The organism is Streptomyces sp. NPDC030296, assembly GCF_055572815.1.
In genome coordinates this window covers 131,858-153,151 of record NZ_JBVICQ010000001.1, presented here as the reverse complement: position 1 = coordinate 153,151, position 21,294 = coordinate 131,858, and the positions used below count along the sequence as shown (strand labels likewise).

General features: G+C 72.3%; 19 protein-coding genes. 10 read left to right on the top strand and 9 right to left on the bottom strand.

What is annotated here, in order from left to right; translation table 11 throughout:
- Positions 1-35: 35 nt before the first annotated feature.
- The 3 genes from ACZ4Z3_RS00630 (at position 36) to ACZ4Z3_RS00620 (ending at position 3,700) form a co-directional block, all read left to right on the top strand.
- Positions 36-692 carry a carbonic anhydrase gene (locus ACZ4Z3_RS00630; protein ID WP_468498989.1) on the top strand — a complete coding sequence of 219 codons (657 nt, stop codon included), beginning with the start codon at positions 36-38 and terminating at the stop codon, positions 690-692.
- Positions 689-2,569, top strand: coding sequence for a SulP family inorganic anion transporter (locus ACZ4Z3_RS00625; protein ID WP_468498988.1), 1,881 nt, complete (start codon positions 689-691; stop codon positions 2,567-2,569). Before ACZ4Z3_RS00630 ends, ACZ4Z3_RS00625 begins: the two co-directional genes overlap by 4 nt.
- A 198-nt stretch (positions 2,570-2,767) precedes the next feature.
- Positions 2,768-3,700, top strand: a complete 933-nt coding sequence (locus ACZ4Z3_RS00620; RefSeq protein WP_468498987.1) for an oxidoreductase — start codon at positions 2,768-2,770, stop codon at positions 3,698-3,700.
- Positions 3,701-3,796: 96 nt separating this feature from the next.
- Here the strand turns inward: ACZ4Z3_RS00620 and nirD are convergent, their stop codons facing one another.
- The 3 genes from nirD to ACZ4Z3_RS00605 are packed head-to-tail and all read right to left on the bottom strand — an operon-like array spanning position 3,797 to position 7,973.
- Entirely contained in the window at positions 3,797-4,147 is a 351-nt protein-coding gene (gene nirD / locus ACZ4Z3_RS00615) for a nitrite reductase small subunit NirD (protein WP_468498986.1), read from the bottom strand.
- Positions 4,144-6,759: a nitrite reductase large subunit NirB gene (gene nirB, locus ACZ4Z3_RS00610; protein WP_468498985.1), complete on the bottom strand. Its 2,616-nt coding sequence runs from the start codon at positions 6,757-6,759 to the stop codon at positions 4,144-4,146. The genes nirD and nirB overlap by 4 nt, the downstream gene beginning before the upstream one ends.
- Positions 6,759-7,973: an NAD(P)/FAD-dependent oxidoreductase gene (locus ACZ4Z3_RS00605; protein WP_468498984.1), complete on the bottom strand. Its 1,215-nt coding sequence runs from the start codon at positions 7,971-7,973 to the stop codon at positions 6,759-6,761. The genes nirB and ACZ4Z3_RS00605 overlap by 1 nt, the downstream gene beginning before the upstream one ends.
- Positions 7,974-8,263: 290 nt before the next feature.
- Here ACZ4Z3_RS00605 and ACZ4Z3_RS00600 point away from each other — a divergent pair, with 290 nt between their 5' ends.
- A complete protein-coding gene (locus tag ACZ4Z3_RS00600; protein WP_468498983.1) occupies positions 8,264-9,049 on the top strand; it encodes a sulfite exporter TauE/SafE family protein in 786 nt (261 codons plus the stop codon).
- A 9-nt stretch (positions 9,050-9,058) separates the two neighbouring features.
- Here ACZ4Z3_RS00600 and ACZ4Z3_RS00595 read toward each other — a convergent pair whose 3' ends face one another.
- Both ACZ4Z3_RS00595 and ACZ4Z3_RS00590 read right to left on the bottom strand, forming a co-directional pair.
- Positions 9,059-9,715 (bottom strand): class F sortase, encoded by a 657-nt coding sequence (locus ACZ4Z3_RS00595; protein ID WP_468498982.1) that lies wholly within the window; start codon positions 9,713-9,715, stop codon positions 9,059-9,061.
- Between the two features lie 136 nt (positions 9,716-9,851).
- Positions 9,852-10,400 (bottom strand): hypothetical protein, encoded by a 549-nt coding sequence (locus ACZ4Z3_RS00590; RefSeq protein ID WP_468498981.1) that lies wholly within the window; start codon positions 10,398-10,400, stop codon positions 9,852-9,854.
- 312 nt (positions 10,401-10,712) lie between these two features.
- Here ACZ4Z3_RS00590 and ACZ4Z3_RS00585 point away from each other — a divergent pair, with 312 nt between their 5' ends.
- The gene (locus tag ACZ4Z3_RS00585; RefSeq protein WP_468498980.1) at positions 10,713-11,348 is read left to right on the top strand and encodes an NADPH-dependent FMN reductase; all 636 of its coding nucleotides are present in this window, start codon (positions 10,713-10,715) and stop codon (positions 11,346-11,348) included.
- Between the two features lie 141 nt (positions 11,349-11,489).
- On the opposite strand, the gene ACZ4Z3_RS00580 is transcribed toward ACZ4Z3_RS00585, so the two are convergent.
- Positions 11,490-12,974: an alginate lyase family protein gene (locus tag ACZ4Z3_RS00580; protein WP_468498979.1), complete on the bottom strand. Its 1,485-nt coding sequence runs from the start codon at positions 12,972-12,974 to the stop codon at positions 11,490-11,492.
- A gap of 209 nt (positions 12,975-13,183) precedes the next feature.
- Between ACZ4Z3_RS00580 and ACZ4Z3_RS00575 the strand changes: the two genes are divergently transcribed.
- From ACZ4Z3_RS00575 to ACZ4Z3_RS00565, 3 genes are read left to right on the top strand one after another with little or no spacing between them, the layout of a single operon-like run.
- A complete protein-coding gene (locus ACZ4Z3_RS00575) occupies positions 13,184-14,269 on the top strand; it encodes a permease (RefSeq protein ID WP_468498978.1) in 1,086 nt (361 codons plus the stop codon).
- Positions 14,266-15,024, top strand: coding sequence for a TIGR03943 family putative permease subunit (locus ACZ4Z3_RS00570; RefSeq protein WP_468498977.1), 759 nt, complete (start codon positions 14,266-14,268; stop codon positions 15,022-15,024). The genes ACZ4Z3_RS00575 and ACZ4Z3_RS00570 overlap by 4 nt, the downstream gene beginning before the upstream one ends.
- Positions 15,025-15,059: 35 nt before the next feature.
- Complete coding sequence (locus tag ACZ4Z3_RS00565; RefSeq protein ID WP_468498976.1) at positions 15,060-15,488, top strand: gamma-glutamylcyclotransferase family protein; 429 nt, start codon at positions 15,060-15,062, stop codon at positions 15,486-15,488.
- Positions 15,489-15,715: 227 nt separating this feature from the next.
- Here ACZ4Z3_RS00565 and ACZ4Z3_RS00560 read toward each other — a convergent pair whose 3' ends face one another.
- Together ACZ4Z3_RS00560 and ACZ4Z3_RS00555 are read right to left on the bottom strand one after the other, a co-directional pair.
- A complete protein-coding gene (locus ACZ4Z3_RS00560) occupies positions 15,716-16,573 on the bottom strand; it encodes a hypothetical protein (protein ID WP_468498975.1) in 858 nt (285 codons plus the stop codon).
- 151 nt (positions 16,574-16,724) lie between these two features.
- A complete protein-coding gene (locus ACZ4Z3_RS00555; RefSeq protein WP_468498974.1) occupies positions 16,725-18,839 on the bottom strand; it encodes a molybdopterin oxidoreductase family protein in 2,115 nt (704 codons plus the stop codon).
- A gap of 315 nt (positions 18,840-19,154) precedes the next feature.
- Here ACZ4Z3_RS00555 and ACZ4Z3_RS00550 point away from each other — a divergent pair, with 315 nt between their 5' ends.
- Both ACZ4Z3_RS00550 and ACZ4Z3_RS00545 read left to right on the top strand, forming a co-directional pair.
- Positions 19,155-19,640 carry a hypothetical protein gene (locus tag ACZ4Z3_RS00550; RefSeq protein ID WP_468498973.1) on the top strand — a complete coding sequence of 162 codons (486 nt, stop codon included), beginning with the start codon at positions 19,155-19,157 and terminating at the stop codon, positions 19,638-19,640.
- 200 nt (positions 19,641-19,840) lie between these two features.
- On the top strand, positions 19,841-20,377 hold the full coding sequence (locus ACZ4Z3_RS00545) for a hypothetical protein (protein ID WP_468498972.1): 537 nt from the start codon (positions 19,841-19,843) through the stop codon (positions 20,375-20,377).
- 106 nt (positions 20,378-20,483) lie between these two features.
- Here ACZ4Z3_RS00545 and ACZ4Z3_RS00540 read toward each other — a convergent pair whose 3' ends face one another.
- Positions 20,484-21,155 (bottom strand): SanA/YdcF family protein, encoded by a 672-nt coding sequence (locus ACZ4Z3_RS00540; protein WP_468499506.1) that lies wholly within the window; start codon positions 21,153-21,155, stop codon positions 20,484-20,486.
- Positions 21,156-21,294 lie beyond the last annotated feature (139 nt).

Here is a 21,294-nt window from a genome sequence, read left to right as displayed (position 1 = left end):
CGTCCTACCTGGTCGGAAGCAGCAAGGAGGGCAGGATGAAGGCGTTGCTGGATCGCGCCCGGTCGTTCAGGCGCCGGGTCGACTTCGAGAGCGACGAATACCGGAAACTCGCCGTCGGGCAATTCCCCGAGGCGTTGTTCATTACCTGCTCGGACTCACGGGTGATTCCCGCGCTGATCACCGGAGCGCGCCCCGGAGAGATATTCGAGCTACGGAACGCGGGCAACATCGTGCCGCCGCACGACGCGTACGGAGCGGCCTCCGGCGAGGCCGCCACCATCGAGTACGCACTGGAGGTGCTCGGCGTTCAGGACATCGTCGTCTGCGGTCACTCGCACTGCGGGGCGATGGGCGCGCTGAAGTACCGCGCCGACCTGTCCGGGCTGCCCCGGGTGGACGCGTGGCTCGACTACGCCCGGCCGGCGCTCGCCCCCGTCCTGCGCGACGGAGGCGGGGCGGACGGTGACGACGGGCCCGCCACGGGGGTCGCCGCCGTGTCCGACGACCCCGCTCTGCGCGAGGTCGTCCAGCTGAACATCCGCAACCAGCTCGCCGTGCTCCGCGAGTACCCCGTCGCCCGGCAGCAACTGGACGCCGGACGGCTGCGGTTGCACGGCTGGTACTACGAGATCGACACCGGCACGATCCACGAACTCGACGAGGACGGCGGCTTCGAGGTGCACGGCTCATGAGCGGCGCCCACGGCCGGCACGCGGCGGGCACCCACCGCAGGCCCCCCGCGACCGACTGGGGCGGCGGCCCCGGAGGAGCGGAGTGGGGGCCGCCCGAGGCGCCGTTACCGGAGGCTCCCGCCGCCTCCGCCCCGACAAGGCGTGCCGGGCGGGCCCGGGGTGCCGACCGGGGTGGTGGGCGGGGCGACCTCGCTACCGAGATCACCGCCTCCCTCGTCGTGTTCCTCGTCGCGCTGCCGCTCTGCATCGGCGTGGCCGTCGCCTCCGGGGTCCCCGCCGAGCTGGGCATCATCTCCGGGGTGATCGGCGGTCTGGTGGTCGGCGCCGCGCGCGGCAGCACCCTCCAGGTCAGCGGGCCGGCGGCCGGGCTCGCCGCGCTGGTCGCCGAGACGGTGATGGAGTTCGGCGTCGCCATGCTCGGCGTGATCGTCCTCTTCTCCGGCATCCTCCAGATCGTGCTGGGCCTGGTGAGACTGGGCCGGATGTTCCAGGCGATCTCCCTCGCCGTCGTCCAGGGCATGCTGGCCGGCATCGGACTGCCGCTGATGTTCAGCCAGCTGTACCCGATGACCGACGCCAAGGCGCCGGGCACCCCCTTCGAGAACATGGCCGGAGTCCCCGGTCTGATCGCCGACACCCTGACCGATCCGCAGGCGCTCGTCGCCGCCGGGCTCGGCATCGTCACCGTCGTGCTGAGCTTCCTGTGGAAGCGGCTGCCCGGTCCGGCCGCCGTCAAGAAGGTCCCGGCCGCGCTCGTGGCGGTCGGCATCGGTATCGCCGTCGCCTCCCTGCCGGGCGTCGACGTGCGGACGCTCCAGGTCGGCAACCTGCTGGCCTCCGTGGACGTACCCGGACCGGCACAGCTCGCCGGGCTCGCCGACGCGGGGATCGTCACGGCGATCCTCACGTTCACGGTGATCGCCTCGGCGGAGAGCCTGTTCACCGCCGCCGCGGTGGACCGGATGCACGACGGGCCGCGCACCCGCTACAACACCGAGCTGATCGCACAGGGCGCGGGCAACACGGTCGCCGGTCTCCTCGGCGCCCTGCCCATCACCGCCGTCGTCGCCCGGAGTTCGGCGAACGTGCAGGCCGGGGCGAAGACGCGGCTCTCCCGTACGCTTCACGGGCTCTGGCTGCTCGCCTTCGCGCTGCTGCTGCCGCAGGTGCTCGCCCTCATTCCGATCTCCGTGCTCGCGGGCGTGCTGGTGCACAGCGGGTGGAAACTGTTCGCGCCGGAGGAGTTCCCCAAGATGTGGCGGCAGGACCGCGGGGAGTTCGCCGTCATGACGCTGACGACGCTCGTCATCACGGCGACGGCGCTGCTCGAAGGGGTGCTGTTCGGACTCGCGGCGGGTGTCGTGCTGGCCGCGCTGCGGATGTCGCAGACCGTGGTGCGGCAGCACATCGAGGACGACACGGCGAAGGTCGTCATGGCGGGCAACGCGACGTTTCTGCGGTTGCCGCGGCTGATCGACGCGCTGGAGAACGCGGCGGCCTCCGGGAAGCCGCGGATCCGGCTCGATCTGCTGGGGGTCACGCATCTCGACCATGCGTGCCGCAGCCAGGTGGAGGAGTTCGTGGCGCAGCAGCGGGGAGCGGGGGTGCGGGTCGAACTGCTGATGCCGGAGCTGACGGCGACGGGGTCGGTCCCCGAGGGGCGGGGTACGGGGCGGGGAGCCGTGCCGCCGCGGCCGGAGGCTCCGCCGGTGTCGAGGCCCATGTCGGTGCCGGGGGCGGTGCAGGTGCCGGTGCCCGTGCCGGCGGCGGTGCAGGTGCCGACCGGGTCGGCCGGGCCTGGGCCCGATGCCGAGTGGTTCTATCTCGATACGCGGCCGATGCCGGAGGGTGTGGAGGAGGCTCGGGGCGGCTGGTAGGGCGCCTTCCAGCCCGGGGCGGGGCGCGTCGGCGAGTGCGGCGTCCGTCCTGGCCGCTCACGCAGTTCCGCGCCCCTGAGAAGCCGGGGCTGCGCCCCGCTTCCCCGCGGCCCCCACGGGGTCTCACCCGCAGACAACCGTCCCGCCTGCTCCTACGCTGGCGGTGTCGAAGACGGTCGCTTCCGGGAGGGTGGCGGTATGGCGGGGTGGAACGTGGGCGACATTCCGGACCAGCGTGGTCGTGCCGCCGTCGTGACCGGTGCCAACAGTGGCATCGGGTACGTCGCCGCCCGTGAACTCGCCCGGCGCGGGGCCCGGGTCGTGCTCGCCTGCCGCAGTGAGGAGCGGGGTCTTGCCGCTCTGGAGCGGATGAGGGGCGAGGTGCCCGATGGCCGCGTCGAGTTGTTGCGGCTGGACCTCGGGGACCTCGCCTCCGTGCGGGAGTTCGCCGCCGCGTACGAGGAGACGTACGAGCGGCTCGATCTGCTGATCAACAACGCGGGCGTGATGGCCGTGGCCGAGGGCCGTACCGCCGACGGGTTCGAGACGCAGTTCGGCACCAATCACCTCGGGCACTTCGCGCTCACCGGCCTGCTGGCGCCCCTGCTGCTCGCCACCTCCGGCGCGCGGGTCGTGACCCTCTCCAGCGGGATGCACCTGCGCGCCAACATCGACCTCGACGACCTGGACACCGCGCGCGAGTACGGGCGCTGGCTGGCGTACGGCCGTTCCAAGACGGCCAATCTGCTGTTCACGCACGAGTTGGCCCGGCGGCTCGCGGCGGCCGGTTCCGACGTCGTCGCCGCGACCGCCCACCCCGGGTACGCGGCGACGAACCTCCAGACCGCCGGGGCCAAGGCGGAGGGCCGCAAGGCGACCGAGCGGTTCATGCGGGTCGGCAACCGGTTCTTCGCCCAGTCCGCCGACGCGGGCGCCCTGCCCACCCTGTACGCGGCCACCGCGCCCGGCGTCGCCCCCGACTCCTTCATCGGCCCCCGGTTCCTGATGTGGCGCGGCGCGCCCGCCAGGTCGCCGCGCGCCCCCTGGACCCTCGACGACCGGGCCGGCGAACTCCTCTGGGAGCGCTCGGAGCGGCTGACCGGGGTGACCTTCGACCAGCTGAAGTCCTGAGTCGGCGCCGTGGCGCCCCCTAGCCGTCGGCGGTGAACGCGGCGGCGCCGGAACGGTCCGTGCCCGTTCCGGCGCCCACGCACGACGGGGGAGGGGCTACGACGCCCGCACCTCGTACGTCCTGATGCGTACGGCCTCGTCGTCGAGGCACTGCCCGGTCCTCAGGTCGAAGCGCTGCTTCAGCAGGGGGGAGGCGACGAACGGCCGGCCCTGGTGCGAGCCGGTGAGGCCGCGGGAGAGGACCGCCGCGCCGCCGAACGGGTCGCGGTTGTCGATGGCGTACAGGGTGCCCGCGCGGTCGCGGAACAGGGCCACCTGCTCGCCGTCGGGCAGCAGGGCAGCCACACCGCGGCCCGGCAGCAGGGCGCTCAGGTCGCAGACCGTGAGCCAGCCGTCGGTGAGCCGCAGTTGGACCTTCAGGTCGGTCGTCTCGGGTGCCAGGGTCATCGCTGGGCGGTTCCTTCCAGGACGTCTTCGGCGGGGCGCAGGCCGATGGACAGGAGCGGCAGGTCGGGCTTGATCTGGTCGCGCTCGGGCACGAAGCCCACGACCGGGTCCGGGGTGTCCGGCGCGTTCACGAAGGACACGAAACGGGCGAGCTTCTCGGGGTCGTTGATGGTGTCGGCCCACTCGTCGCGGTAGTGGGCGACGTGCGCGGCCATCAGCGACTCCAGCTCCTCGCAGATACCGAGGGAGTCCTCCACCACCACGTCCCGTACGTGGTCCAGTCCGCCCGGGATCCGCTCCAGCCAGGTCGACGTACGCTCCAGGCGGTCCGCCGTGCGGATGTAGAACATCAGGAAGCGGTCGATCAGCCGGATCAGCTCGGCGTCGGAGAGGTCCTGCGCCAGGAGGTCCGCGTGGCGCGGGGTGGCGCCGCCGTTGCCGCCGACGTACAGGTTCCAGCCGTTGGTGGTGGCGATGACGCCGAAGTCCTTCGACTGGGCCTCGGCGCACTCGCGGGCGCACCCGGAGACCGCCGACTTGAGCTTGTGCGGGGAGCGCAGACCCCGGTAGCGCAGCTCCAGGTCGATCGCCATGCGGACGGAGTCCTGGACGCCGTAGCGGCACCAGGTCTGCCCGACGCAGGACTTCACCGTGCGCAGGGACTTGCCGTACGCGTGGCCCGACTCGAAGCCGGCGTCCACCAACCGGGTCCAGATCAGCGGGAGTTGCTCGACTCGGGCGCCGAACATGTCGATCCGCTGGCCGCCGGTGATCTTGGTGTAGAGGCCGAAGTCGCGGGCGATCTCCCCGATGACGATCAGGCCCTCGGGGGTGATCTCACCGCCGGGGATGCGGGGGACGACCGAGTACGAGCCGTTCTTCTGGAGGTTGGCGAGGAAGTGGTCGTTGGTGTCCTGGAGGGCCGCCTGCTCGCCGTCCAGGACGTAGACGTCGGCGCCGATCGTCGGGGCCAGGGAGGCGATGATCGAGCCGACGGCCGGCTTGCAGATCTCGCAGCCGTCGCCGCCCCGGGCCTCCTCGCGGCCGTAACGGTCCAGCAGGTCCTGGTACGTGTTGATGCGCAGCGCCAGGACGATCTCGTACAGCTCCTCGCGGGTCTGCGAGAAGCAGGCGCACAGGCCCTTGTCGACGACGACGCCGCCGGCCTCCAGCTCGGCGTTGACCAGCTGGCCGAGGACCTTGACGCAGGAGCCGCAGGTCGTACCGGCCTTGGTGCACTTCTTCACCTCGGGCACGGTGGTGCACTTGTGCTCGGTGACGGCCTCGCGGATCGTGCCCTTGCGGACGTTGTTGCAGGAGCAGATGATCGCGTCGTCCGGCAGCGCGGTCGGGCCGAGCTGGGCGGACTCCCCGGCGCCCGCGGGCAGCACCAGCGACTCGGGGGAGACCGGCGGGACCGACCCGGTGAACGCCTTCAGCGTGCCGTACGCCTCCGCGTCGCCGACCAGGATGCCGCCGAGGAGCGTGCCGTCCCGGCCGATGACCAGCTTCTTGTACAGGCCCGAGCGGGAGTCGGAGTAGACGACGTCCAGGCAGTCCTCGGTGGTGCCGTGCGCGTCACCGAAGGACGCCACGTCCACCCCGAGGAGCTTCAGCTTGGTGGACAGGTCGGCACCCGTGAACGACAACTGCTCAGCGTCGTCGGCGGCGATGGCCGCGGCGGCCGTCTCCGCCTGCTCGTACCCGGGGGCCACCAGGCCGTACACCCGGCCGTCGGCGGCCAGCGCGCACTCGCCGATCGCGAAGACATGCGGGTCACAGACCGTACGGCACTGCTCGTCGACGGTGATGCCGCCGCGCTCGCCGACCGTCAGACCGCAGTCGCGGGCGAGCTGGTCGCGGGGGCGGACACCGGCGGAGAACACCACCATGTCGGTGGCGAGTTCGGAGCCGTCGGACAGCTTCATCCCGGTGACCGCGCCGTCCTCGCCGACGACGATCTCCTGGGTGCCCACCCCGGTGTGCACGGACAGGCCCATCTCCTCGATGGTCCGCAGCAGCGCCGCGCCACCGCCCTCGTCGACCTGCACCGGCATCAGCCGCGGCGCGAACTCCACGATGTGCGACTCGATCCCGAGCCCCTTGAGCGCACCCGCGGCCTCCAGACCGAGCAGACCGCCGCCGACCACGGCACCCACCCGCGCCCGGCTCCCCGCGTACTCCTCGATCGCGAGGAGGTCCTCGATGGTGCGGTAGACGAAGCAGCCCTCGGCGTCCTTGTTCGGGACGGGCGGCACGAAGGGGTACGAGCCGGTGGCGAGGACGAGGACGTCGTATTCGAAGACCTGCCCGGACTTCGCGGTGACCTTGCGGGTCTCGCGGTCCACGGTCTCGGCCGGGTCGCCGACGTACAGCTCGATGCCGTGGCTCTCGATGAACGCCATGTCCGTCATCGACAGCTCCTCGGGCGTCTTGCCCGAGAAGTACGAGGTCAGTGCCACACGGTCATAGGCGGGGCGCGGCTCCTCGCAGAGCACGACCACGCGGTGCGTGGCGGTCAGGCCGCGCTCGGCGAGCGCTTCGAGGAAGCGCTGGCCGACCATGCCATGGCCGACGAGCACGATCGTGGGGTTCGCCCCAGTGGCGGTCATCAGGAGCCTCCATCGTTGGTGAGCAGGTGGAGCAGAGGGCCGTTGTCGGGGAGCGGCTCTGCTCCCTCCCAGGCGCGGGCGAGCGCGCCGACGGTGCCGAGTTCGCCGACGAGCACCCCGCCGACCAGGCGGTCGTCACGGACGACGACCTTGCGGTAGGTGCCGCGGGTGGCGTCCGCGAGCTGGATGACGTCGTCACCGGGCCGGGCGTCGGGCTCGCCGAACGCGGCGAGATCGAGGAAGTCCTGCCCGGCGAGCGTCAGCCGGGTCAGGGCGCGGGTGCCGGTGTAGCGGGAGCCCGTGTCCCCCGCCAGCAACTCGGCGAGCACATCGGCCTGTTCGAGCGCCGGGGTGGCGAGGCCGTAGACCGTGCCCTCGAACTGGGCGCAGTCGCCGATCGCGTGGATGCGCGGGTCGGAGGTGCGCAGCTCCTCGTCGACGATGACGCCCTTGTGCACCGCGAGTCCGGCGTCCTGCGCGAGACCCACGCGGGGGTGGACTCCGCAGGCGATGACGACGAGGTCCGCGTCGAGCGCGTACCCGTCGGCCAGCGACACCGACCGCACGCTCCCGCCGACGCTGCGCACGGCACGCACCCGGGTCTCGGTGTGCACCTCGACACCCAGTTCGGCGAGATGCCGACGGACCAGCTTCGACGCCGACGGGTCGAGCTGGCGCTCCATCAGCCGCTCGCCCTGCTGGGCGAGGACGACCTGGGCGCCGCGCTGGGCGAGGGCCCGCGACGCGGAGACACCGAGGAGCCCGCCGCCGATGACGACGGCCCGTACGCCCGGCCGCACCGCCTTCGACAGTCCCAGGCAGTCGTCCATGGTCCGGAAGGCGTGCACACCCTCGGGGAACTCGTGCCGCTCGGGGTCCCACAGGCCGCGCAGCGGCGGCAGCACGGGGTTCGAACCGGTCGCGAGGACGAGGGTGTCGTAGGCGATGTCCGTACCGTCCGCGAGATGTACGGCTCTCATCTCGCGGTCGATGCGGGCGACCCGGCCCCGGGTCAGCCGAGGGGGCGCGGGCAGCGCGATGACCTCGGGCGCGTACCGCCCCGCCAGGACGTCGGCGAGCAGCACCCGGTTGTACGGTGTGTGCTCCTCCTCGCCCACCAGGGTGGCGGGCACACCGAGCTCTCCCAGCCGCCGGGCGAGACGTACGCCCGCGAGGCCGGAGCCGATCACCACCACACGCTCATTCGAGGTCATGTCCTTGAGCGTGCGGTGCCGGTGTTACCCGACCGCATCACCTCTGTTTCCCGCGAGGAACGCTGCCCTCCCCACGGCCGGCACGGGAGTGTGAGGGGTTTCCCAAGGGCCGGGGTGGGGTGTGAGAACAACGCCCGGACCGCCCCTGACCAGGAGAGACGGCCGTGACACGGGCGTATACGGGAGGACGGCGAAAGCGACCGCCCCCGCCGCGAGGGGCCCGACGGGGAAGCTCAGAAAACCCTCAGGTCGATGGACGGCACACCTATGCCGCCCCGTAGGGTCCGATCATGCCCGACATATCGCTGACCATGGTCGTCGTCCTGTGCCTCGCGGCCCTCGCGGCCGGCTGGATCGACGCCGTGGTGGGCGGCGGCGGGCTGCTGCTCCTGCCCGCCCTGCTCCTCGGTCTGCCGAACGGCTCCTCGGCCGCCCAGTACGCCCTCGGCACCAACAAGGCGGTCGCGATCGTCGGCACCACCGGCGCGGCGGTGACCTACGCCCGCCGCACCCCGGTCGACGTACGGATCGCCGTCCGCATCGGCCTCGCCGCGCTCGCCGGCTCGACGGCCGGCGCGTTCGTCGCCGCCGGGATGAGCACGGACATCCTGAAACCGGTCGTCATGGTCGTCCTCCTGGGCGTCGGCGCGTTCGTGATCCTGCGCCCCTCCTTCGGCACGGCACCCGCCACCGGCCCGGTCCCGCCCCGCCGCGTCCTGGCCGCGATCGGCCTCGCGGGCGTCGGCATCGGCTTCTACGACGGTCTCATCGGCCCCGGCACCGGCACGTTCCTCGTCCTCACCCTCACCGCGATCCTCCACCTCGACCTCGTCACCGCCTCCGCCACCGCGAAGATCGTCAACTGCTGCACCAACGCCGGCGCCCTCGCCACGTTCGCCTGGAAGGGCACGGTGTACTGGCAGCTGGCCGCGCTGATGGCCGTGTTCAACCTCGTCGGGGGCACGGTCGGCGCCCACACGGCACTGAAGAAGGGCAGCGGCTTCGTCCGGGTCGTGCTGCTGACGGTGGTGTTCACGCTGGTGGCGAAGATGGCGTACGAACAGTGGCTGGCATGAGGGCTCCCCTCAGCGGAGACGGCTGCCGGTGAGGTGGGCGAAGACGACGACGTTCCCCTCGTAGCCGGTCGAGCGGGAGTACGGGCCGCCGCAGGTGATGACCCGCAACTCCGGTCGCGCGGCCGCCCCGTACACCTTCTCGTCGGGGAAGTCCCGCGCGGTGTACGCCTCGACCGCGTCCACCGTGAACACGGCGGTGCCGCCGTCCCGCCGGTCCACCTCGATCGTGGCGCCCCGCCGTACCGCGCCGAGGTCGTAGAAGACGGCGGGTCCGTCCGCGTTGTCGACGTGCCCGGCGACGATCGCGGTGCCCCGCTCGCCCGGGCTGGTGCCGGCCGCGTACCAGCCGGCGAGGTTCTCCTTCTCGGCGGGCGGCACGTCGAGGCCCCCGGCGGGGGTGAGGCCGAGCCCGGTCAGCGAGGCGTCCACACGGATCGAGGGAATCCGGATCCTCTCCGGCGCAGAGGGCGCCAGGGCGGCCACGACCGGCTCCTCGGGCCCGGAACGACTCTGCCCCCGACCAAGCCCCTGCGCGGCTGACGGCTGCGGGGGCGCGTGGGAGGCGGTACCGCTGCGCACCAGCCACGCACCGCAGCAGAGGGCGACCACGGTGACACCGGTCAGGAAGACGTCGACGAACCGCCGCACGGGGTCTCCTCCAGGCATCGCACGGGGTCTCCTCGGGGCTTGGCGGCCGGTCGTCATCTCGTTCGTCTTGTTCCTCCCCTCCGGGCCGAAGGGGCGTAAGGCCCGGAGGGGAGGGGGACGGCGGTACCGACGGACGGGCTGCGGAGGGCGTCCGTCAGATCCTGTCGCCTCTCGCCCGGCGATGCAGGAGCCAGGTACCGCCCGCGGCGGCGACGACGAGAGCCGTCACGCCGGCCGCGGTCTGCACGGGGTCGGTGCCGAGTGCGCCGCCGACCCCCGCCTTCACGATCCCCCTCGGATGCGCCGGTGGCGCGCTGTGGCCGCCGGTCAACGAGACCACGAGGTCCCCGGCGACCCGCCGCCCGCCCTTCACGCAGGTCGCGACGATCTCGTACGTCCCCAGCTGGGCGCTCGGCGGCACCTCGAACCGCCCGCTGGGCCAGGGCCGCCCGGCGCCGGGCGCGAGAGGGAAGGAGCCGGCCCCGACCGCGCTGGCGTCGCCCGCACCCCTACCGCCCGCACCGCAGGCCGCCGTGCGGGCGGTCACCTCGTCACCGGGGACGGCATCGGCGGGGGTCAGCTCCAGCCGCCCGCGATCCTCCCCGCCGTACGCCGGGGCGGAGGGGAGGAGGAGAGCCGCGGTGAGGGCCGCGGTGAGGAGGGCGAGCGCGGTGCCGGTCAGCGGGCGGGCGATACATCGCATCGAGCCTGCTCCTCCCGTGAGTCCACCTTGCTCTTTCGAGGTAAGGGGCACATGGAGCGCGGCGCTCGTTGAGGGCTCGTCAGAAAGGGGGGTGACGGGGGCCGGGGGAGGGCGGACACGGGTGGGGGTGGACGGTGTTTGGGCAGGTCATCGGTGCGGTGGGGGAGGGGGCGGAGTGGAGGGGGCGGGGGACGTGCGAATGGGTGACGCGGGGGAGGGACCGAGAGTGAGGGGGAGGAGGTTGAGGAGGACGGATAGCGGCTGCGGCTGCGACTTGACCTCAAGTTGAGTTGAGGTAAGAGGGTGGTCGCCATGACGACCTCGACAGGTGAGCAAGCCGCTGCCCGCACCGCGACCCCTTCCTCCGCCTCCGCCTCCTCCGCCCCGGTACGGGTGACGGTGGTCGTCGGGAGCAACCGCACGGGCCGGTTCGGGCCGGTCGTGGCCCAGTGGCTCGTGGACCGGGTGCAGGAACACGACGACTTCGAGGTGGAGGTCGTGGACGTCGCCGAGATCGACCTTCCGACGACGTTCGCGCCGACTCCCGAGGTGACGGCGCAGCTGGCGGGGGTCACGCCGAAGCTGGCGGCCGCCGAGGCGTTCGTGGTGCTGACGCCCGAGTACAACCACTCCTACCCGGCGGCCCTGAAGAACCTCATCGACTGGCACTTCCACGAGTGGCGGGCCAAGCCGGTCGCCCTCGTCTCGTACGGCGGGGTCTCCGGCGGCCTCCGCGCGACGGAGCACCTCCGCCAGGTCTTCGCCGAGCTGCACGCCACGACGGTCCGGGACACCGTCTCCTTCCACAACGCGCACGGCTCCTTCGACGACACCGGCCGTCTGAAGGACCCGACCGGCCCCGACGCCGCGGCGAAGGTGATGCTGGACCAGCTGGCGTGGTGGGGGAGGGCCCTGAGGGAGGCGAAGGAGAGGCGCCCGTACGGGTGAGGGGCGGCGCGGGGTGCGTGGTCGGGTACGGCTGAGTGGGGGCTGTTCGCGCAGTTCCCCGCGCCCCTGAACGGCCCCGCGCCCCTGAACGGCCCCGCGGGCCGATGCGGGGCGCGGTCGCGTGTCATGTCACCGCGGGTGTCACTCCGCGTCGCGGCGGGCCTGACCGCGGCGGCGGAGCAGCAGGAGACCGCCGGCGACCGCGGTGACGCCGGTCGCGGCCGTCCACAGAGCGAGGTCCGAGGTACCGGTGGCGGCCAGGTCCTTGTCGCTCTTTCCGCCCCGGGTGCTGACGTCCCCGGAGGACTGCCCGGCCGAGGACTTCGATGAACCGGATGTTCCGGATCTGGCGGCCGTGGACTTCGACGGGGACGGTGAGGCCGCCGCCTCGGCCGCGGTGGCCTTGTCCCGGGTGTACGCCAGTGTGCCGAAGCCGAGTTCGTCGAATCCGCCGCTGTTCGGACCGTAGTGGCCGCCGCCTCCCTCGGGCCCGCTGCGGGCCAGCATCTCGCGCGTGTTCGGCATGGCCATACGGCGCCTGTTGGCGTAGTGGTTGTAGACCCGCGCCCAGACCGGGCGCACCTGGCCACGGCCGTGTTCGGAGATGACGGTCTGCGCCGTTTCCACGCAGTGCGCGCCGTTTCTCCAGGTGTACGTGGTGTACGGCACGTCATGGCCCAGGTTGTACCGGGCGACGTACTCGCACGCCTTGCGGAACCTGGAGTCGTCCGCGCCGTAGAGGTCGACGCCCTGGTTCCAGGCCATCTCGCAGATGGTGCCCATCAGGCCGATGCCCATCAGGCTGTGGGCCTGGTCGCGCCCGCTCTCCTGCCACTGGGCCAGGTCCACGTCGTCGTAGACGTAGGGGATCGCCTTGGCCAGCGAGCCGTTGCCTTCGCCGTTGTGGAAGTAGTCCACCGTCTCGTCGAACTTGGCCCGGTCGTCGCAGAGGATCCCGATGGCCATGATCGAGGCCATGGTACACAGGTCCCAGTTCGCCCAGTAGTGGCCGATGCAATTGGTCTCGCGGTACATCATGTGGCGGTTCATCGGATAGAAGTGCTTGACCAGCATGTCCTGGAAACGGGCCAGGTCGAAGCCGGGGTAGCCGCGCAAGAGCTCGCCGACGTTGGCGAACTGGTACCCGTAGATGCCCGCCAGGAGCACGACTTCGGAGCCTCCGCCGATGCCCTTCAGCGTCCCCGACCAGGCGTTGCAGATGTCCCGCGCGGTGTCGGCGTATGCGGTGTCGCCGGTGATCTTCCAGCGCAGCGCCCTCTGGTAGGCGGCGTGGATGTCGCGGTAGAGGGCCCCGTAGTTCTGGACGCCACCCCCTCCCCGGATCGGGGTCACCTGCGGGTTGGGCCGCCATGCGGCCTGCGAGTGGCGGCCGGTGGTGAGGGTGAGCTTGGCGAAACCCGCCGTGTAGGGGGCGGCGCCCGCCTTCACCTTGGCGGCCATGCGCTCGAGATCGGCCCTGGTGTGGAGCATCCCGGGATGCGCGAAGGACGTGCCCGCCGCCGTCGCGGGGGAGGCGCCCACGCCTGTGCCGATACCGATACCGATCGCGCCGGTCGCCGCTCCCGCGGCCTTGAGCATGCTGCGTCGGCTGATCCGATGTGTCACTGCGTCGTTCCTAGGGCTCTCGTGGGGGCGGTGTCTGCCCAGGGGAGACGTGGTACGGGACGGGCGATAACAAAAAAGATGAGGGGCGCGGGGAACTGCGCGAGCAACCGCACATCACTCACGGGGAGGGCCGGCGGGGGCCACCCACCACCCCCGTCACCCGACCCGCCCGCTATGTTCGAGCCGTTCATCCGACACTCGGAGCTGGCATGCAGAAGACAGACGAACCGGCCGAGGGGACGGCGGCGGTGAGAGCGGCCCAAGCGAAGGCGACCGACTCGAAGGCGACCGACTCGAACGCGATCGACGCGAACACGCCCGAGGACGCGGCCGAGCACTCCTGGCCCCGCCACTGGCTCCTCCTGCTGCTCGGCGCGGCCGTCGTCCCCGGTGCCGTGCTGTTCCTCGTCGGGCGGGGGCTGGAGGAACCGGCCGTCCAGGCGTGGCGGACGGTGTGTCTGTCCATCGCCGTGCAGGCGCTGCCGTTCCTGCTCCTCGGTACGGCCCTGTCGGGGGCCATCAACGCGTTCGTACCGGCGAAGGTGTTCAACCGGCTGCTGCCCCGCAACCCCGCCCTGGCGGTCCCGGTGGCGGGCGCCGCCGGAGTCGTCCTGCCCGGCTGCGAGTGCGCGTCCGTGCCGGTCGCGAACAGCCTCATACGCCGGGGGGTCGACCCGGCAGCCGCGTTCGCCTTCCTGCTGTCGGCCCCCGCCGTCAACCCGATCGTCCTGGTCGCCACCGCCGTCGCCTTCCCCGGCAGCCCCGAGATGGTGCTGGCCCGGCTGCTCGCCTCGCTCCTCACCGCCGCCGCGATGGGCTGGCTCTGGCTGTGGCTGGGCCGCGCCGAGTGGCTGAAGCCGGTCGCACGCCACACGGGTCACCACGTGGGGGGCAGCCGCTGGACGGAGTTCCGGCTCGGCTTCCAGCACGACTTCCTGCACGCGGGCGGCTTCCTGGTCGTCGGCGCGATGGCGGCGGCCACCTTCAACGTCGTGGTCCCCCGTTCCGTGCTCGACACCTTCGCCGACTCGCCGTGGCTCTCGGTGCTGTTCCTCGCCGGGCTCGCCATCCTCCTGTCGGTCTGCTCCGAGGCCGACGCCTTCGTCGCCGCCTCCCTCTCCGGCTTCTCGCCCCTCGCGCGGCTGACGTTCATGGTGGTCGGACCGATGGTCGACCTGAAGCTGATCGCCCTGCAGACGGGCACGTTCGGCCGGGCCTTCGCGCTCCGCTTCTCCGCCGCGACCGTCGTCGTGGCGATCCTCGCCAGCGCCCTGATCGGAGGCGTCCTGCTGTGAAACGACCCCTCCAGGCCCTCCTGCTCCTCGTCAGCGGTCTCGGCCTGCTCCACGCGACGGTGTTCACGGACCTCTACCTCAGGTACGTGAAGGAGGGCATGCGCCCCCTGCTCATCGCCTCGGGAGCCGTGCTGCTCCTGCTGGGCGCGGCGGAAGCGTGGTCGCTCCGCAAACCGACCGCCCCCACGCCGAACGCCGCTCAAGCCACCCCCGACCAGCACCACGGTCACGACCACTCCACCCCGCCCCGCATAGCGTGGCTCCTCCTGCTCCCCGCCCTGAGCCTGCTCTTCTACGCGCCGCCGGCCATCGGCGCGTACAGCGCGTCCCGTGAGGCGCCGAAGGCCGTGGTGGTGAAGGACCAGGACGAGTTCGATCCCCTCCCCGCGACGTCACCGCTGCCGATGACCCTCACGGACTTCACCAGCCGTGTGCAGCAGGACCGGGCGAAGGCCATCGAGGGGCGAGTGGTCCGGATGACCGGTTTCGCGACGCCCGACGGGAGTGGCGACGGCTGGTACCTGACCCGTTCGATCTTCAGCTGCTGCGCGGCGGACACCCAGTTCGTGAAGGTCCGCGCCCACGGCACCCCGGCCCCGCCCGCGGACACCTGGGTCACGGTCACCGGCACCTGGCACGCCGGCGGCACCCTCGGCACGAGCTCCGCCGACGTCGCCCTCGACGTCCGCACGATCGAGAAGGTCCCCCGCCCGACGAACGGCTACACCGACGCCCTCCCGCCCCTGGCCGACTGACGCCCCGCCCGCATCCAACCTTGGAGAGGAGAACGGTGCTCCCCTTCTTCGTCTACGGCACGCTGCGCCCCGGCGAGCACAACCACGACCTCTTCCTGCGGGGCCGCACGAGTTCCGAGCAACCGGCGACGATGCGGGGCCTGGCGCTCTACGACGGCCCCGGCTACCCGTACGCCGTCGAGGCCCCCGGCGAAGCGGCTGTGGTGAAGGGTGACCTGATCACGGCCCGCCCCGAGGCGTACGAGGCGCTGCTGCGGTCCCTGGACCACCTGGAGGAGTACAGCCCGGGCGCCCCCACCAACCTGTACGAACGGGTCAGCCGCGCCGCCGTCCTCGCCGACGGCACGCCGGTGCAGGCCTGGGTGTACGTCGCCGCGCCGACGGTCGCTGCGCGGCTGCGGGCGCGGGGGAGGCGGATCGGGAGTGGGGACTGGTCGGGGGAGGGGCGTGTGGGCGCCCAGTAGCTCGGGGGCGCGCGTCCGTGGGCGGGTGCGGGTGGTGTGTGGTTTCTCGCGCAGTTCCCCGCGCCCCTGAAGGGAACGGGCCCGCGGCCCGCCCTTCATCCTGAAAAGCAGGGGGCGCGGCCCCCGTCGCTTTTCAGGGGCGCGGGACTGCGACATACGCGGCTCCGCCGCGTGGGCGCGAGAAACCCCCACTCAGCCGCAGTCGCCGACGAACCCGCACCCCCGAGCTATGACGCGCCCGGCCCCACCCCCAGCCGAGGTCGGCGTACCGCACGGCGGTACGCCGTCAGCTCGGCCAGCGCCCCGTCGAAGCCCGTACCGAGCGCCAGCGCGACCCACCCGCTCGCGAACTCCGCGCCCGGTTCCAGCACCTCACTCCACCGGTGTTCGTCGGGGGCGGGCCCGCCGAGCGCCAGGTACGTCCGCCCCGCGGCCTCGCCCGCCTCCCACACCGCACGCGACGCCGACTCGATCTGCCACAGCCACGTCCGCGCGTCCGTACGGCACTGCAGGGCCCCCATCGTGAGAGGCCCGTCCACGGACCAACGGCACTCCCCGAGCCACTCGTCGCGCCCCTGGAGCACCGTCAGCTCGTCGGGGGAGGGCAGCCCGCCCAGCAGCAGACTCCCCACCGACCGCACGGTGACCGGCGCGTCCCCCTCGTTGCGCAGCCGCACCCGGGACCGCAGCACGGAGACCCCGTCAGGAGAGGCGTACTCCCCGAAGGCGGCCACTCCGCTCTCCGGGTCCCGCAGCTCGACGACGAGCCGATGCCAGCGCACGTCACCGGGACCGCCCTCCGCTTCGAGCGTCGAACGATGCGCCCGGTAGCGCAGCCGCCCACCGAGCGCGGAACCCGTGAACGGGGGCCGCGACCCACCGCTCCCCTCACCGGTCAGCACGACATCGACCAACGGCAGCAGGACGTCGGCCTGGTCCTCCTCCGGATCACCGGGACGCCGTACGCGCACCAACCGCGCCGTGTCGCCGCTCAGATCGAAGTCGACGGCGAGCGCGGAATGCCCCCACCGATAGGACAGGCTCCACGGGAACGCGTTGGCCCACTCACTCTCCGACTGCGGCATCCGATCCCCCCGGCTCGACGGTGCTCCCGGTGGACACGGCAGCCCCTGCCACGCGCCGTGAGCACCACTTGAGGTCTACGAGAAACAACGCCCGCATGCTCAAGCGGCCACCCCGACGGTGGGCCGGCCGATCGACGGACTCGCCCGCCCCCTACTTCCCCACGGCCTCCACCCGCACCGCGCACGCCTTGAACTCCGGCATCCGGGACGTGGGGTCGAGCGCCGGATTCGTCAACGTGTTGGCACGCCCTTCCCCCGGCCAGTGGAACGGCATGAACACGGTGTCGGGCCGGATCGCCGTGGTGATCCGCGCCGGCGCCACCGCCCGCCCCCGCCGCGACACCACGGCCACGGGGTCACCCTCCGCCGCGCCCAAACGTTCGGCCAGCCGCGGATGCAGCTCCACGAACGGCCCCGGCGCCGCCGCGTTCAGCTCGTCCACGCGCCGCGTCTGCGCCCCGGACTGGTACTGGGCCACGACCCGCCCGGTGGTGAGCAGCACCGGATACTCCTCGTCCGGCTCCTCCGCCGCCGCCCGATGCGAGACGGGCACGAACCGAGCCCGCCCGTCCTCCGTGGCGAACCGCTCGAGAAAGAGCCGCGGCGTCCCAGGATGCACACCCCCACCAGGCACGCCCTCCGCCTCGCCCCCCGGCGCCGGGCACGGCCAGAACACCCCGTTCTCCTCGGCGAGCCTGCGGTACGTGATCCCCGAGTAGTCGGCCACCCCGCCCGCGCTGGCCCGCCGCAGTTCCTCGAAGACCTCCTCGGCGTCGGTCGGGAACCCCTTCTCGACGCCCAGCCGGTCCGCCAGCTCGTGCATGACCTCCAGGTCGCTGCGGACACCGTCGGGCGGTGTGATCGCCCGCCGCCGCAGCAGTACCCGGCCCTCCAGATTGGTCGTCGTACCGGTCTCCTCGGCCCACTGCGTCACGGGCAGCACGACGTCCGCGAGCGCCGCCGTCTCCGACAGCACGACATCGCACACCGCCAGGAACTCCAGCGACTTGATCCGTTCCTCGATGTGCGCGGCCCGCGGCGCGGACACCACCGGGTTGGACCCCATCAGCAGCAGCGCCCGGATGTCGGTGCCGAGCGCGTCCAGCAGCTCGTACGCGCTGCGCCCGGGGCCGGGCAGGCTGTCGGGGTCGACGCCCCACACCTCGGCGACGTGCCGGCGCGCCTCGGGGGCGACCAGCTTGCGGTAGCCGGGCAACTGGTCGGCCTTCTGGCCGTGTTCCCGCCCGCCCTGCCCGTTGCCCTGCCCGGTGAGGCACCCGTACCCGGACAGCGGCCGCCCGGCGCGTCCCGTCGCCAGTGTCAGGTTGATCCACGCGCCGACGGTGTCCGTGCCCTTGGACTGCTGCTCGGGCCCGCGCGCGGTGAGCACCATCGCGTGCTCCGGCTCGCAGAACAGCCGTACCGCCTCGCGGAGTTGGGGAACGGGCACCCCGGTGATCCGCTCCACGTACTCCGGCCAGTGCGCCATGGCCGCGGCCCGCGCCTCCTCCCAGCCGCTGGTCCGTTCGAGGATGTACTGCTCGTCGGTGCGTCCCTCGGCGACGATCAGATGCAGCAGCCCGAGGGCGAGCGCGAGATCGGTGCCCGGCCGCGGCGCGAGATGCAGGTCGGCCTGTTCGGCGGTGCGGGTGCGGCGCGGGTCGATGACGACGAGTGTGCCGCCGTTCTCCCGCAGCTCCGTGAAGTACCGCAGCGCCGGCGGCATGGTCTCGGCGAGGTTCGAGCCGACGAGGACGACGCATCCGGTCCTCGGGATGTCCTCCAGCGGGAACGGCAGTCCCCGGTCGAGCCCGAACGCCTTGATGCCCGCGGCGGCGGCCGAGGACATGCAGAAGCGCCCGTTGTAGTCGATCTGCGAGGTGCCGAGCACGATCCGGGCGAACTTGCCGAGCGCGTAGGCCTTCTCGTTGGTGAGTCCGCCGCCGCCGAACACACCGCACGCGTCCGGGCCATGCTCCGTACGCGTGCGGGTGAGCTCCTCGGCGATCCGGTCGAGTGCCTCGTCCCAGGAGGCGGGCTCCAGGACGCCCGCCCTTCTGACCAGAGGACTGGTCAGCCGCACCCGGGACGAGAGCACCGCCGGCGCCGTACGGCCCTTGCCGCACAGCGCGCCCCGGTTCACCGGGAAGTCCGCGCGCTCCGAGACCACAACGACACCGTCGGTCCCGTCCGCAGCGGGCGTCAGGTTCATCCCGCACTGCAGGGCGCAGTACGGGCAGTGGGTGGGCGTCGCGGAGTTCGGCATACCACTCAGCGTGCGTCGGGCGTGTTACGCGCCGGGGCGCCCTGGCGTTACGCGACCGGCACGGGGACCTCCCGGCGGGCTCCGGGTGGGAGTGAGGTGCGGACGGCCGGAGGGTGCGTGAACGGTTCGGGCGATGTCGCAGTTCTGTCACCGTGTGCGGCCCTCCGGGCGCTCACCGTCCAGGCGTTCGGTGCCGCGTGCTAGAACTACGGGCGCACCGACACGGGGGTCGTGGCACGAGTCCTGTGCGGCGCACGTCCTGTCACGCGGCCCGGGAGGGCCTTAGGGGGAAGAAGGATCATCACCGTGAACCGCATGCGCACGACCGTCGCCGTCCTGGGTGCCGCGGGCGCCCTGACCGCCGCCCAGCTCGGCCTCGCCGGCACCGCCGCCGCGGCCGGCGCCGACGCCCAGGCCGGCGGGTGCCCGATCAAGATCTCCACCCCGAAGCGCTTCTACGTCGACCACAACGGCTGGGTGACCAACGGCGGCCTGTACTTCGGCCTGAAGAACACCAGCAAGACGAAGAGCTTCACCGCCGTCAGCCTCACGATCAGCAAGCCCAAGAACCTGACGTTCGGTTATGCGACGCCGACCAAGGGCAGCAAGATCACCAAGCGGACGACGAAGACCGTCACCGTCTCCACCAAGAAGCTGGCGGCCAAGGGCAGCTCCGGCTTCCGCGTCAAGACCCGCATGGGCAACGTCAACCGCGACTACGAGGTCAAGCTCACCGTGCGCGGCAAGGGCTGGGACTGCGCCGTGGACCAGGGCTGGTGGGGCACGATCGACCACAACTAGGCCCTCCATACATCGGCCGGGGTCCCGACACGGGGCCCCGGCCGACGCATGTCGGTGTCCCGCACCACGTCGCCGGCGAAGCCGCACGCCACCATTGGGGCGCACCGCTCGGGCCGACCCCGCGTGGCGCCACGCCCGCCGGGAGCGCACGGCCGAGCATGGGCGGATCCAGCTCCCCCTTCCCGTACCGAGGCGATGCGATGCCCGACCGCTCCGGCCACGTCCGCACCGGGAGCGCCGCGCCGAGGTGGATCTCTCGGCACCGGCCGCCCGAGCAGTCCCTGTTCAACGGCGTCTACGGGCTGGTCCTGGCCAGCGCCCTGGCTGCCGCGCTCGACCCGGCGGGCGAGGAGGCGGACCCGGGCTCGGACGCGCTGTGGGTCGTGCTCACCGCGCTGGCGTCGGCCGCCGCCCATGGCTACGCGCACGTCATCGCGCAGCGCGCGTCCGTCGACGGGGCGGTCACCACGAGCAGACTGCGGCTGGTGCTCCACGAGTGGCCGCTGGTGGCCGCCGTCCTGCCCACGGTGGCGCTCCTGCTCGGCGCGGCGGTCGGCTGGTGGGGCGAGTCGGTCGCGGTGAACGTGGCCCTGCTGTTCAACACCGTCGCCCTGTTCGGCTGGGGCGTCGTGGCCGCTCGCACCGCCGGGTACCGGTGGCCGTCCGCGTGCCGCGCGGGCGCCATGGACATGCTGATCGGCCTGGCGATCATCCTCGCGAACGCGCTGATCCACTAGGGCCTGTCGTTTGGATCATGCCGGCTTCGGGATACGGCGCCTTGACGCTGCCGGTGTGCGTGCCAGCCCCGCGGCCCAGGCGTGATCCAGACGACAGGCCCTAGACTCAGCGTCCGCGCGCCGACGCGAGCGCCCGCGCGACCCCCGGCTCCTCCGGTCCGAGGAAGCGCGGGTCCGGCTCGAACAGGGCGTCGAGGGACGCCTTGCCCGCGGCGAACAGTTCGCGGGTGGCGCCGTAGTACCAGGTCTCGTCGTGCCGGTCCTGCACGCCGACGCCGTACGACGTGACACCCGCCTCCTGACACAGCGCGACCGCCCGGCGGATGTGGAAGCCCTGACTGATGAGGACCGCGCGGTCGACACCGAAGATCTTCTTGGCGCGGACGCAGGAGTCCCATGTGTCGAACCCGGCGTAGTCGCTGACGATGTGCCGGTCGGGCACCCCGTGGTCGGTGAGGTAGGCCCGCATCGCGTCCGGCTCGTCGTACTCCTTGCGGCTGTTGTCGCCGGTGACGAGCACGACCTCTATGCGACCCGAGCGGTACAGCTCGGCCGCCGCGTCCAGTCGCCGCGCCAGGTACGGCGACGGCTCGCCCTGCCACAGCCCCGCCCCGAAGACCATCGCGACCTGTGTGCGCGGGACGTCGTCCGTGGTCCGCAGCCGGCCGTCGGCGGCGGTGAACATCCAGGTCGAGGGCAGCAGCGCCAGCACGCACAGCCCCATCGCCACCTGCACCGCCCGCCGCCGCCCCGCACGGGTTCGCGGCAGCCGGAGCACCCGCCTCACACGTCCCACCGCAAGCCCCCGTCCGTGGCACACACCCAGGTGTCGTGCTCGTGTCCGACGGACCCGACCCGGCCCGTCCTTCCGACCGACGAAGACGTCATCGACGGTGATCCGGTTCACCGCGCAGCGT